The organism is Rhodococcus sp. MPR-R1B, assembly GCF_058793255.1.
The window spans coordinates 98,099-109,011 of the sequence record NZ_JBXAFO010000008.1; the positions used below are offsets into that span (position 1 = coordinate 98,099).

General features: G+C 61.3%; 14 protein-coding genes. 5 read left to right on the forward strand and 9 right to left on the reverse strand.

Features of this window, described 5'->3' with window-relative positions:
* Window positions 1–2: 2 nt before the first annotated feature.
* A complete protein-coding gene (locus AC1Q61_RS13545; protein ID WP_054187130.1) occupies window positions 3–1,436 on the reverse strand; it encodes an FAD-dependent oxidoreductase in 1,434 nt (477 codons plus the stop codon).
* Between the two features lie 423 nt (window positions 1,437–1,859).
* Here AC1Q61_RS13545 and AC1Q61_RS13550 point away from each other — a divergent pair, with 423 nt between their 5' ends.
* Together AC1Q61_RS13550 and AC1Q61_RS13555 are read left to right on the forward strand one after the other, a co-directional pair.
* Window positions 1,860–2,171 carry an STAS domain-containing protein gene (locus tag AC1Q61_RS13550; RefSeq protein ID WP_228401988.1) on the forward strand — a complete coding sequence of 104 codons (312 nt, stop codon included), beginning with the start codon at window positions 1,860–1,862 and terminating at the stop codon, window positions 2,169–2,171.
* 236 nt (window positions 2,172–2,407) lie between these two features.
* Window positions 2,408–3,679, forward strand: a complete 1,272-nt coding sequence (locus AC1Q61_RS13555) for an EAL domain-containing protein (RefSeq protein ID WP_082900991.1) — start codon at window positions 2,408–2,410, stop codon at window positions 3,677–3,679.
* Between the two features lie 57 nt (window positions 3,680–3,736).
* Here AC1Q61_RS13555 and AC1Q61_RS13560 read toward each other — a convergent pair whose 3' ends face one another.
* Complete coding sequence (locus AC1Q61_RS13560; RefSeq protein WP_042452212.1) at window positions 3,737–3,979, reverse strand: hypothetical protein; 243 nt, start codon at window positions 3,977–3,979, stop codon at window positions 3,737–3,739.
* Between the two features lie 72 nt (window positions 3,980–4,051).
* On the reverse strand, window positions 4,052–5,422 hold the full coding sequence (locus AC1Q61_RS13565; RefSeq protein WP_118602889.1) for a cytochrome P450: 1,371 nt from the start codon (window positions 5,420–5,422) through the stop codon (window positions 4,052–4,054).
* A 91-nt stretch (window positions 5,423–5,513) separates the two neighbouring features.
* On the opposite strand from AC1Q61_RS13565, the gene AC1Q61_RS13570 reads away from it, so the two are divergent.
* Entirely contained in the window at window positions 5,514–6,134 is a 621-nt protein-coding gene (locus AC1Q61_RS13570) for a TetR/AcrR family transcriptional regulator (protein ID WP_042452208.1), read from the forward strand.
* Window positions 6,135–6,165: 31 nt separating this feature from the next.
* Here the strand turns inward: AC1Q61_RS13570 and AC1Q61_RS13575 are convergent, their stop codons facing one another.
* Both AC1Q61_RS13575 and AC1Q61_RS13580 read right to left on the reverse strand, forming a co-directional pair.
* Window positions 6,166–6,789 carry a nucleoside/nucleotide kinase family protein gene (locus AC1Q61_RS13575; protein ID WP_118602846.1) on the reverse strand — a complete coding sequence of 208 codons (624 nt, stop codon included), beginning with the start codon at window positions 6,787–6,789 and terminating at the stop codon, window positions 6,166–6,168.
* On the reverse strand, window positions 6,786–7,220 hold the full coding sequence (locus AC1Q61_RS13580) for a nucleotidyltransferase domain-containing protein (protein ID WP_039972698.1): 435 nt from the start codon (window positions 7,218–7,220) through the stop codon (window positions 6,786–6,788). The genes AC1Q61_RS13575 and AC1Q61_RS13580 overlap by 4 nt, the downstream gene beginning before the upstream one ends.
* A gap of 119 nt (window positions 7,221–7,339) precedes the next feature.
* Here AC1Q61_RS13580 and AC1Q61_RS13585 point away from each other — a divergent pair, with 119 nt between their 5' ends.
* Window positions 7,340–7,825: a flavodoxin family protein gene (locus AC1Q61_RS13585; protein WP_003944338.1), complete on the forward strand. Its 486-nt coding sequence runs from the start codon at window positions 7,340–7,342 to the stop codon at window positions 7,823–7,825.
* Here the strand turns inward: AC1Q61_RS13585 and AC1Q61_RS13590 are convergent.
* The 3 genes from AC1Q61_RS13590 to AC1Q61_RS13600 form a co-directional block, all read right to left on the reverse strand.
* Complete coding sequence (locus tag AC1Q61_RS13590; RefSeq protein WP_003944366.1) at window positions 7,798–8,043, reverse strand: hypothetical protein; 246 nt, start codon at window positions 8,041–8,043, stop codon at window positions 7,798–7,800. The genes AC1Q61_RS13585 and AC1Q61_RS13590 overlap by 28 nt on opposite strands.
* Window positions 8,043–8,429 carry a nuclear transport factor 2 family protein gene (locus AC1Q61_RS13595; protein WP_003944423.1) on the reverse strand — a complete coding sequence of 129 codons (387 nt, stop codon included), beginning with the start codon at window positions 8,427–8,429 and terminating at the stop codon, window positions 8,043–8,045. The genes AC1Q61_RS13590 and AC1Q61_RS13595 overlap by 1 nt, the downstream gene beginning before the upstream one ends.
* A 112-nt stretch (window positions 8,430–8,541) precedes the next feature.
* Window positions 8,542–9,042 (reverse strand): flavin reductase family protein, encoded by a 501-nt coding sequence (locus tag AC1Q61_RS13600; protein WP_007726733.1) that lies wholly within the window; start codon window positions 9,040–9,042, stop codon window positions 8,542–8,544.
* 240 nt (window positions 9,043–9,282) lie between these two features.
* Between AC1Q61_RS13600 and AC1Q61_RS13605 the strand changes: the two genes are divergently transcribed.
* Window positions 9,283–9,984, forward strand: a complete 702-nt coding sequence (locus AC1Q61_RS13605) for a PadR family transcriptional regulator (protein ID WP_003944324.1) — start codon at window positions 9,283–9,285, stop codon at window positions 9,982–9,984.
* 1 nt (window position 9,985) lies between these two features.
* Here the strand turns inward: AC1Q61_RS13605 and AC1Q61_RS13610 are convergent, their stop codons facing one another.
* Window positions 9,986–10,768, reverse strand: coding sequence for an IclR family transcriptional regulator (locus AC1Q61_RS13610; protein ID WP_007726735.1), 783 nt, complete (start codon window positions 10,766–10,768; stop codon window positions 9,986–9,988).
* Window positions 10,769–10,913 lie beyond the last annotated feature (145 nt).

The window sequence follows — 10,913 nt, forward strand, 5'->3', positions numbered from 1 at the left end:
TATCAAGCTTTACGCGCGGCGGCATGGGCCCCGGCGACACGGCCGAATGCGAAGGCGTCGGCAATGTGGAATCCGCCGTCCTTGGCCGCGCTGTAGGTGGAACTGACCGCGCCCGCGGCGTAGAGGCCAGGAATTGGATTGCGGGCAGTATCGAGTACGCGGGAATGACCGTCGCGGCGCGGCCCACCGCTACTCCATCCCAGCAGTGGCGACCCGGAGACGGCGTAGAACGGAGCGGTAGCCACCGGGGCCAAAGTTTCGGGATTGCGGCCGAACGAATGGTCGATGCCGTCCGCGCACGCCTCGTTGTAGCGTCGCACGCTCGTTTCCACGACTGTTGGGTCCAGTCCGAGTTTCTCGGCGAGTTCGGCGAGCGTGTCCGCCTTGAGGATCCATCCCTTGTCGATCTCGGCTTGATTGTCCGAGCTCCACTCGTACCCTTCGTCGAGAACCCTGTGGCCGACGGGCAGTGCGTCGCGGCCGGGGCTCAGCTGTCCGGCCAACCTCATCGTCTCGTCGAAGACGACGTTCATCGGTTGCACCGGAAAGTGTTGGTAAGAACCCTCTCTGAACACATGACCATGCCGCATTTCGGCTGACTCGTCGGTGAAGCGTCTACCTTCCCGGCTGAGGAACACATAGTTGTGCGCGTTCCACAGTGCGAGGAAGAATCCAGTCGGATTTTCGAGGTCGCCGGGAATTCCCGTAATGGTCATCATGTTGTTCATGTGCCACAGATCGGCGCCCACGGCCTGTGCCATGCGGTGACCGTCGCCGGTTGCCGATGGTGAGCCCCAGATCTTCGGATTCTCCAGACGCAAGTAGTCGCGCACCATCGTCGGATTTGCTTCGAATCCTCCGGTGGCAAGGATGACGCCCCGGCGTGCCTGGATCTGCGAAGTCTTTTCACCCGAACGGATCTCGACTCCGGTCACCGCTCCGGATTCATCCGTCAGCAGTCCGGTGGCTTCGGTGTCGAATAGTGTTGTGACGCCGCGTTCAGCGAGAGCGGAGACGAGGAACCGGTAGAGAAGTTCATTGCCCATCTTCCCTTCGACGGTGTCCATCCCTGCGTAACAAGAACTTCCGTCAAGTTCGGCGAACTCTGCCGCGGAATGGAAATCGCCGGTCATCGCTACAGTTGCACCCAGACTGCGGATCCAGTCGGACAGTCCGTGAGTGTTCTCGGCCCAGGCATCGATGACGTCCTCGGCAACGGGGAACTCCCCGTTCAACGAACGCAGGAAGGTTCGGGCGGCAGCGGGGTCCTGGTTGACGAACCATCCACTGCCGGACAGTCGAGTGTTGCCGCCCGCGGAATCAGGTCCGCTCTTTTCCAGAATCACGACCGATGCGCCGTCGGCGTGCGCTTGGAGCGCTGCGGCCGATCCGGCAGCGCCCGATCCGATGACGAGTACGTCGACAATGTTATCCATGTCACAGAAGGTATTGCGGAATGGTGGTGCGGCGAACCCACCTTCCCGATGAGCGAGAAAGCCAGTGGTCGACGCCGCAGAGACGTCGCCCCGCAGGCACGTCGGGGGCCAGGCGAGGTAGCGGTTCAGTGCGTCGGGGGTGGCGCCAAAAGTGCGATATCGCGCTGTGACGTTTTCGAGACCCTAGCGTTATAGATGTGGTTGTGTCGGCGAAACCTGCCGGTGGCAGAGTTCGTCTGGAACGCAGTGACCGACACGGTTGGTTATCCGACGCACAGTGATTCATCGCTGATTCGGGCGGTGGGGCACGCCGAGTCCAGACAAGAGGCTTTCATGACTACGATCAACGAACGTTCTTCAGCTGCAAATGTTCTCGATCTCTTTGACAGCGCCGGCCGAGAAGGGCATCGGTACAGTATCGACGTGGAAAGCTACACCCCTTCGTATGCGGTACTGAGACTTGCCGGAGAATTGGACATGGGTCAGCGGGTGGAATTGGTGCACGCGCTCGACCGACTTCTCCTGGTCGGAACCGATATTCACGTCGATCTCTCCGGCGTGACCTTCATGTCGTCCGGAGTGGCGAATGCCGTTGTCGATGCTGCGGGGCGTGGCAACAACCGCATTCGCTTGTTTGCCCCGACGCGAGCGGTCTCCATGATCTTTCAGGCTCTCGGCGCCTCCGAACTCATTGCGGGCGTTGCCACGTCGACCGCTGATGCTCTCGGTGCTTGAGCCGGAAACAACTCCCACGAACGATGTGAAGTGAGCAGTGCTCGATACGCGTTGACTTGGTATCTGGTCTGATCTGCGTGTCGATGTGCACTTTGCGGCGCGGGATCAGGTTGTCGTCACCGGGTTGCGCCGAGATTTGCGGTAGTCTCGTTCGGTGTCGAGCAGCCGGCGCTGCCATCGACGCGTCCGGCCGCATGAACGCTTGGTGGTCCCGACTCGTAGTGAAGAGCCACACCATGGCGTATGACACCAGCAACGGTTCGACATCGTCGAATTCTCCGATCACCCAGTTCTCCGATGTGATTGGTCTGGAAGTAAGCATGCAGTTCGCACCGATACGCCGCCTCGACGACCACGCACTTGCAGGCGCCGAGTTGCAATTGCGTGGGCCTGACAATTCCTCTCTGTGTTCGGCGCATGCCCTCCGTCGCGCCTCGCAATTGATGCAGCAACGCTCGGAATTCGACAGTCACAAACTGGCCATGTCCCGTACTGCACTCGCATGCACCGTCGCGGATCGCCTGCCGTTGCTGGTGGCAGTCGACTCGGCTTCCCGAGCAGCTCTGAACGCTCCTGGTATCGAAGGAGCGACGAGAAATCTGCAACGGATCGTCATCACGGTTGACAGCGCATCGGTGCTTACCGATCCCCACAACTCTCTGGCAGTGATCAGAGAAGCCCGCGCGGGCGGGCGTCTGATTGCACTCGACGGTGTCGGCATCGACAGGCACTCGGCGACACTTCTGTCTTTGGTCGAACCCGACATCATTATCACTTCCGCTGAATTGCTTTCCAAGGCAGCATATTTCGAAGTGGGAACGACGGTGCACGCGCTCGGCGCCTACGTCGAGCGATCGAACGCGATTATCCTTGCCGAGGGTGTCGACTCGGAATCGTCCCGTCTTGCCGCAATCACCATCGGAGCCACATACGGAACGGGTGAGTTGTATCCCGCAGTCGACGATCCGAGTTCACTGTTGTCCGAACCGGTCGTCGCGATGCCCGACAGTCCGGTGTGGAGTGATCCCATCCCCGAGGTGGGCACTCCCTACTCGATCGTGTCTGCTCACAGCCGGATCCGGCGCGGTACCAAGCGTCTGTTGATCCAACTGAGCAAGTCCCTCGAAGCGCAAGCCGCCACATCGGGTTCCTCGATGCTTGTTCTGGGCACCTTTCAACAAGCCGAGCATTTCACCGCATCCACAACAGCACGGTGGCGTCACCTCGCCGACACCGTAGGGTTTGCCGGTGTCTACGGTGTCGGACTGTCCGTGATGCTCGACGGTAAAGTTCAACACGCGCCGCTCGACCCGGGTGATGATCTCGTCAACGAGTGGACGGTCGTCACTCTGGGACCGCACCATGCGGCGATGCTGTCGGCGCGAGATCTTCATGACAACGGTCCAGATCTCGAGCGGACCTTCGACTTCGTGCAAACCTACGATCGCACCGCCGTCACCCAGGCAGCGCACTCTATTCTTCGTCGTTACCCCACGACGAATTCGTGAAACCGGTGCCGAGGTTCTCGACGTTCGCCGCGAGCGCTGCCCGACCGGCGATCGTGGCTAAGGAGTGGCCGGGCGCCGCGCAGCACGTCTCTTTGCTGCAGAGTTGAGTAGATACCTTTCGGCGACCGTGTAGTCCGTGACGGTTGCGCCATCCGGTGCTGTGGTGTGGGTGAGCAGTTCGAGATAGCGGCGACGGAAGACATGGGCGTCGGATTCTGCGAGTAGGAACTCCGCCGCTGCGACGACCTCTGGTTTCGGAGCAGCGCGTGCATGCCGGTTTCGGGCAGGCCGAGTGCTCATGTTTTCCTCTGGATTTCGAAAGCGTCTGTGCCGGTAGTCATGTGCGAGTTGATCCTGACGTCGGTTCGGTCGCTACCGGTCATGAGAAGTCGTGAGTGGTTTCAGATCGATCGGCTGTCCGTCGGAGGGGAACGGCAAGGACATGTAGTTGAGAGGGGCGGTGTAGCCGGGCGCGACCTGCCAATCGAAGCGTGTGAGCAGGTGGTGCATGATCGCTTTGATTTCGACGCCGGCGAAGTGCATGCCGAGGCATTTGTGCACGCCTCCACCGAACGGTTCCCAGGCATACCGGTGCACCTTGTCTTCACGTCGGTGGTCCGCGAAACGTTCGGGATCGAAATGTTCGGGGTCGGGCCAGTACTGCGGCATGTGGTGAGTGAAATGTGGCACCACTGACACGTAGGTCCCAGCGGGTACGAAGTGGTCCTGTATCTGGGTGTCACACACCGCTCGGCGAGCCATGACCGGCACGGGAGCGACGAGTCGGAGGCATTCCTTCATCACCAGGTCCAAGCCGGCGAGTTGGTCGAGTTCGGCATAGCTCGGCGTCGACGTACTCAGTGCGAGTGATTCCGCCCGACATCTGTTCTGCCACTGCGAATTCTGGCCGAGATATTGCATCATTGTCGAGATGGTGATGGTGGAGGTGTCATGTGCGGCCATCAGCAGGAAGATCATGTGATCGATCACCTCGCCGTCGCTGAAGCGCTGTCCGGTGTCTGATTCGATGTGACAGAGAACGGAAAACAGGTCGTCGGTTTCGCGTGAACGGCGCGCAGGTAGGTAGCGGCGGAAGAAGTTTTCGAGGGTTCGGCGCCCGTCGAGGCCGCGCTTCCATCTGGTGCCGGGAACTCGATAACGGATCACCGAGGTTGCAGCTTGCACGCAATCGACGAAAGCTTTTTTCACAGAGTCGATTTCGCTTTCAGTGGTCCCCTCCGCGCCGCCCATGAAGATGTCGGTCGCCAGGTTGAGTGTGAGAGCTTTGAGGGCGGTGTAGGCGCGGAACCCATCGGACGGAGTCCAGGCGTCGAGCGCGGAGGCGATCGCGGGATTCAGCACGTCCACGGTCTTTTCGAGACGCGATCTCGTGAAGGCTTGTTGCATGATGCGTCGTTGTCGTAGGTGCTCTTCGGAGTCGAGAAGCATCAGACCCCCGTGAAAGAAGGGGCCGATGAGCACTGACCAACCGTCGCTGTTGACAAAAGCGCGGTCTTTGTTCTGGAGAACTTCTTGGCATGCGTCGGGCCCGAGGGCTGCGACCCACCGTCTACCGGCCATCGAGAACCACGAGACCTCGCCGTAACGATCCCAGCGTTTTTGCATCAGAGCGAGAGGGTCGCGGATGTATTCGAAAGTTTGCCCTATTCCGGGTAGTCCCGAATTGCCTGAGATGGGACGCAACTGCGACCGGATGGGTGGAGCGGCCAGGATTTTCGACATCACGTACCTGCCTTCCGTTTGCATCTGACAGTGGCGCCTGTCAGATGGGGGTAGTCTGCGTCACAGTCGCGTCGTCTGTCAAGATCGACTCATGGCTTCTCCCACGCCCCGTCGATATGCCGGTCTGAGTGGTGAGCAGCGGGCCGCGCTTCGGCGTGAAAGCTTGCTCGCAGCAGGACTGGACGTGTTTGCGGCCGCGGGCAGGCAGGGTGCCACCATGACCGCCATCTGTGCGCATGCCAAGCTGACAGAGCGATATTTCTACGAGAGTTTCACCAGCAGGGACGAACTCCTCCAGCAGGTTTTCGACGGAATCGTCGACGAGGTGCGCGTGGCCGGAATGGCTGCACTCCGAACGACCGAGGGGACACGGGAGGAGCGCGTGCGGAGCGCCATTGCTTCGTTCGTCAACATCCTGACGGACGATCCTCGAAAAGGGCGTGTCGCGATGGTCGAGTCGGTGGCTTACGAGCCGCTGCGCACTCACCGGCGGGGAGCGCTGCGTGGGTTCGCGCAGATGGTGGCCGACGAGGCTGCGCTCTTGTACGGCGATCGAGCTTGGCCTCCCCATCAGGGTGAGATCAACGGATTACTGTTCGTGGGCGGCCTGGCCGAATTGGTGACGGCCTGGCTCAACGGCGAAATCGACATCACGCCCGCTGAGATCGTGGATGCCGCAACCTTCCAATTCACATCCACAGCGCACCGATGAAACGCGGGGCCGGCGATGCGGACTGCCAACTCTAGTGGGCGGCATGTGTCGTGATTCGAGGCAGTTTCGGGTCTGAATTGTCGATGACACTGTCCGCGCGGGTCCAGGGCTCTGCAGCCGCGAAGTACAGACGTTGGCCGCCGACATAACGGTTCATCGACGGGTGTTCCGGATCCGCGTTCGTTCCGTCGCGAAGGTTCATTCGCTCGGCGGTGATCTCGAAGGGCACGTCGAGAAAGATCGAATAGTCCCATCGGGAAGCAAGTTCGTCCCGATGCAGAAAGAGTCCCTCGACGAGGACTGCGGCTCCGTCGGCTGCATGCAAGTACGCGTCGCTGTCCCGTCGTGGTCGGTACTCGCGGTTACCTCCCGGTCTCAGAGGGGCGAGAACATGACGCTCGAGGGCGTCGTAGTCGTAGCTGTCGAGCCAGAAGCCTTCCGGTGACAGCCGACCTCTGCGATGGCGAATCTCCGGCGGATTGAGGAAGTCGTCGACGTGAATCACAATGGCGGGGCGTTCATTCAGCTGTGCTGCAAGACTTTTCGTGAATGTCGTCTTGCCGCTCCCGTCGACGCCGTCGATCGCGACGACGGGAGAGCCGCGCAGCGCGTTTATTTCGGCGGCCAAGGTCTCGAAGACCGTCTTGGTGCTCATCGAGCAGTTCTTCCCTCGCTCGTAGCGACGCGAAGAGGCCCGGTGTCGTACAGGATTCGGTGGCCGTCTTCGAGGACGCGTCGAGTGCCCGCGTCGAGCGGAAGGTCGGCCCAGCTCTCGCTCGCGAAATTCAGTTCGACGAGGAGGCCGGACCGTAGGCGGAAGCGTCGTTCTCGGACTGGCCCCCAGTTGGCGGCTCTGATGAATCGCGCGTCGGGGCGGAGCCGGTCGAACCAGTCTTCATTTGCGAGCGCGTTCGCGTCGTCGGCCAGGATCATCAGATCAAGATCACTCGCCATACGCTCCGCGCCGCGCGCGTAGGACCCGACCAGCGCTACAGCTTTGACGTCATCGTGCTCAGCGGCCCATCGTTCGACGTCGACGAGCAGCGCGTTCACCGCACGTCTTCGTCCCTTCAACCTTGCTGACATACCGGCATCATTCCCCATCGCCACCCTTCTCCGTAGCTTCGCCGGGGCCTCTATCCTGGAACTGTCAGTGACAAACCAGGCGGAGGGATGCGTATGTCCAAAATGAGAGAACTCAGCCGATGAAAGCAATCATCGTGTGTACCTCTGTCTCCCATGGCAATACGAAGCTGATCGCCGACGTCATCGGAGAAGTTCTCGATGCTCGCGTGGTCGAGCCCGGTGACATCGACGCCGCGCAGCTCGCCGACTACGACCTCGTGGGGTTCGGCTCCGGCATCTACCTACGCTCGTACCACGCAGATTTACGCTCGTTCGTCGAGGCACTCCCCGAAGAACGGCGATCCAAGGCTTTTGTCTTCGCCACCAGTGGTTTTCCTGACAAGGGGATTCATCGCTTCTCGCGTCCACTGGTTCAGTTGCTCGAACAGAAGGGCTTCGATGTGGTCGCAGCCTTCTCGTCCCGTGCGTGGGATACCTATCTCCCGTTCAAGCCGTTCGGCGGTATCCGGAAGGGGCGGCCGAACGCCGACGACTTGGAATCGGCGCGCATGTTCGCCGAAATGCTACGCGGAAGCGTTCAGGACAGCTTGCCCGGCACCGGGTAGCTGCGCAGGCTCATCTCCAGCTCACCGGCGTCGGCAAGGTCGTTGATCGTCTGGCGCAGAGCGCCACACGTCCGTTGAGCGTTGGCACGGCTGTTCACGCGACCCAACTCCGGGCACACTTCCTGCGACTCTTCGAGCCATTGGACGCTGGTGTGCGCTTCGCTGTACTTCTCGACGAGGACGCGATTTCCGCAGTTGCGGCAACTGACCTGACGCATCAGCGTGCAATCAGATCGGCCGGTGACCAGAAGGCGCGCATGCTCGTGATCTTGGCGTCCTCGTCGAAAGTCATGACGTCGATCGGCTCGACCTCGTAGACCTGATCGCCCACCGGTGTGACGACGCGGAAGTGGAAGGCCGCGCTGGATCCGCTCACCCGCAAGGTAAGCAGTTCCGTCTCTTGCGAACCGCCCTCGAGAGCGCCGTAGAACTCGGTGATCGCGGCCTTGCCGACGCGGGGTTCGCTGCCGACCGGGTCTTCGAGCGTCGCGTTCTCGGCGTAGAGGGCGGCGATGTCCGCTGACGATCCGCGAGCCACGGCGTCGAGGTAGGTGGTAACCGTCGCCGTGATCGCGGCCGTGGTGTCTGGTTCGAGAGTGGTCATCGAGTTAGTCCGATCAGTCGAGAAGTTCAGGGTCTGACAACTACTTCGGACGCTATCGGTGCGGGCTCGATTCGGCGCCGGCATCTCCCACGCAGCGGGACAGCCTGAGCACTCAGGCGTCGAAGCGTCCGAACCCGCCGCGGTAGAACAGAAGCGGACCGTCGTGGCGCAGCACGTTCAGATCGGTGATGCGTGCGACGACGATGGTGTGATCACCGGCGTCGTGCTCCTGCTCGACCGTTGCTTCGATGCGGGCGAGCGCGCCGCTCAGCGCCGGAGCACCGTTGCCGGCGGCATCCCACTCGACGCCGAGGAACTTGTCCGTCCCGCCGCGAGCGAACGCCGAACACATGTCCTGCTGATCGTGGGCGAGAACATTGATGCAGAGAGTTCCCGTCTCGCGAAGCTTCGGCCAACTTGTCGACGTCTTCGCCGGGCAGAACGAGAGCAACGGGGGATCAAGCGATACCGAGACCAGGGACTGGCAGGTGAAACCGAGGGGTGAATTTCCGTCGTGAGCGGTGATGACGGTGACGCCGGTGCAGAAATTGCTCATCACGTTGCGAAGTGTGCGTCCGTCCAGAACTGGCGGCTCGGCGTTTTCCACGGTCATGTCGTCTCCTTGTTCAAATCTTTTGTTCAAAACTCTGCAAACAGCTTCAGAAGCAACGATGTGTGGCGCCGCGGCCGTAATCCAGCGGCAGTCCCACTCAATGGCAGCAATGGCTTCTCGGCACGGGTCAGGACCGACCGAGTGGCAGGTGGAGGGGTTTCGAGCAAATTTGATCCCGCTCAGCGGTCCGTTCGGATTCTACGAAACCAGCAAATGACCAGTGATTGTTAGACTTCGGGCATGTCCGAACCTGATGACGTGTCCCGAGGACTTCCCGCTACCAGCTGGGCAGTGCTCGGGATGCTGACGTTCGGGGAGGAGCTGACCGGAAACGATTTGAAGAAGTGGGCTGACTGGAGTGTCGGCTTCTTCTATTGGAGCCCGTCCATCAGCCAGGTGTACGCAGAACTGAAGAAGCTCGAAAGCATCGGGTTCGTGGAGTCCCGGGTCGTCTCCGAACCAGGGGTGCGAGGCAAGCGCCTTTACTCCATTACTCAGTCAGGAACCGACGCCGTCCGGACGTGGTCACGGGAGGCACCGGTGGAAGTTCCGGTGCTCAAGCACGGTGTGATGTTGCGTCTGTGGATGGGACACCTCAACGAGCCCGAGCGACTGAAGGCGCTGGTGGAAGCCCACATCGCCAATGTCGAAGAGCAGATTCGACGCGCGAAACTCCACGCAGATCATGCCGAGAACGAGCCGGCCTGGTCGTTCCCGGTCATGACGTTGCGATGGTCGGAACGGTACTTCCGAGCCGAGATCGAACTTGCTCGCGAACTGCTCGACGACATCGATCGTGCGACCGCCGAGTTCGCGAACGTCGCCGAGCACGACCGACTGGGATCACCGTTGCCCTCGACGCCTGGCAAATGGAAGAACGTCGAGGAGTACGTGTTGGCGCTCGAGCAAGCCGGGCTCACCGGCAACGGTTCGAGTATCTGAGTCAGGCCCCGGCTGCGGTCGGCATGTTGCGCAGCAGATGACGACGTTGCAAAGTCGGAGTGACGCTCAGCGATCCGCCGTCGATGCCTCGCCAAATGGCAGCGGCCGCCATACGGACCGGCGCTGCGCTGACGTGGTCGAGGCGGAGGGCCTTCGACGGCGCGCAGATGGATACCGCGGCGACGGCGCGGCCGATGGGGCCGATCGGTGCCGCAAGACAGCTGAATCCCGGTAGGCCGTTTCCGGATTCGAAGGCCACCCCGGACTCGCGGATTCTGGCGAGGTGGGGCAGTGCGTAGCCCGAGGACTTCGGCGAACCGAACGCGAGCAGTGCCTGACCGATCGCAGTGGTCTCGGCGCGGCGTCGACCACCGACACGCGTCGGCACTGCGGCGGCGAGGCGTCCGCCGATCTTCTCCATGTAGACCACATCGGGCCCGTCGAGGATGCCGAGGTGAACCACAAATCCGGTGACTCGGTAGAGCTCATGGAGAAGGGGCATGGCTGCAGCGTGGAGGCGGTCCTGATGAACCGCGAGCGATCCCAGTTCGACGAGGCGCATACCGAGTTCGTAGTCACGGCCGTCGCGACGCAGCCAACGCATCGAGACGAGACGTTCGAGCATGCGGTGGGCAGACGAGCGGGGAAGGCCCGTGCTCCGAACGACTTGAGCGAGCGTCAACCTGCCGGGACCGTCGAAGGCGTCGAGAACCAGCGAGACGCGATCGAGAATTGCTGTCGGGGCCGAATCGGCGCCTAAAGCATCCACAGCCTGCAGTGTCATCGTGTACCTCACTTCTCTTAGAGCTCCACAACCAGTGAACTGGCTATTTCAATTAGAAATAGTGTCATAGAGTTACGGATTTGTGAAGTGGATCACCGGTCTGTTTTCGGGCGCGTCGCGGGTGGAAACGACGCCGGGGGTTTTG

Coding starts and splice junctions, on each gene's coding strand:
- AC1Q61_RS13545 (WP_054187130.1), bottom strand. CDS start 1,436: ATGGATAACATTGTCGACGTACTCGTCATCGGATCGGGCGCTGCCGGA.
- AC1Q61_RS13595 (WP_003944423.1), bottom strand. CDS start 8,429: ATGACCACTCTCGAACCAGACACCACGGCCGCGATCACGGCGACGGTT.
- AC1Q61_RS13580 (WP_039972698.1), bottom strand. CDS start 7,220: ATGTCAGCAAGGTTGAAGGGACGAAGACGTGCGGTGAACGCGCTGCTC.
- AC1Q61_RS13600 (WP_007726733.1), bottom strand. CDS start 9,042: ATGACCGTGGAAAACGCCGAGCCGCCAGTTCTGGACGGACGCACACTT.
- AC1Q61_RS13575 (WP_118602846.1), bottom strand. CDS start 6,789: ATGAGCACCAAGACGGTCTTCGAGACCTTGGCCGCCGAAATAAACGCG.
- AC1Q61_RS13590 (WP_003944366.1), bottom strand. CDS start 8,043: ATGCGTCAGGTCAGTTGCCGCAACTGCGGAAATCGCGTCCTCGTCGAG.
- AC1Q61_RS13560 (WP_042452212.1), bottom strand. CDS start 3,979: ATGAGCACTCGGCCTGCCCGAAACCGGCATGCACGCGCTGCTCCGAAA.
- AC1Q61_RS13605 (WP_003944324.1), top strand. CDS start 9,283: ATGTCCGAACCTGATGACGTGTCCCGAGGACTTCCCGCTACCAGCTGG.
- AC1Q61_RS13565 (WP_118602889.1), bottom strand. CDS start 5,422: ATGTCGAAAATCCTGGCCGCTCCACCCATCCGGTCGCAGTTGCGTCCC.
- AC1Q61_RS13555 (WP_082900991.1), top strand. CDS start 2,408: ATGGCGTATGACACCAGCAACGGTTCGACATCGTCGAATTCTCCGATC.
- AC1Q61_RS13585 (WP_003944338.1), top strand. CDS start 7,340: ATGAAAGCAATCATCGTGTGTACCTCTGTCTCCCATGGCAATACGAAG.
- AC1Q61_RS13570 (WP_042452208.1), top strand. CDS start 5,514: ATGGCTTCTCCCACGCCCCGTCGATATGCCGGTCTGAGTGGTGAGCAG.
- AC1Q61_RS13610 (WP_007726735.1), bottom strand. CDS start 10,768: ATGACACTGCAGGCTGTGGATGCTTTAGGCGCCGATTCGGCCCCGACA.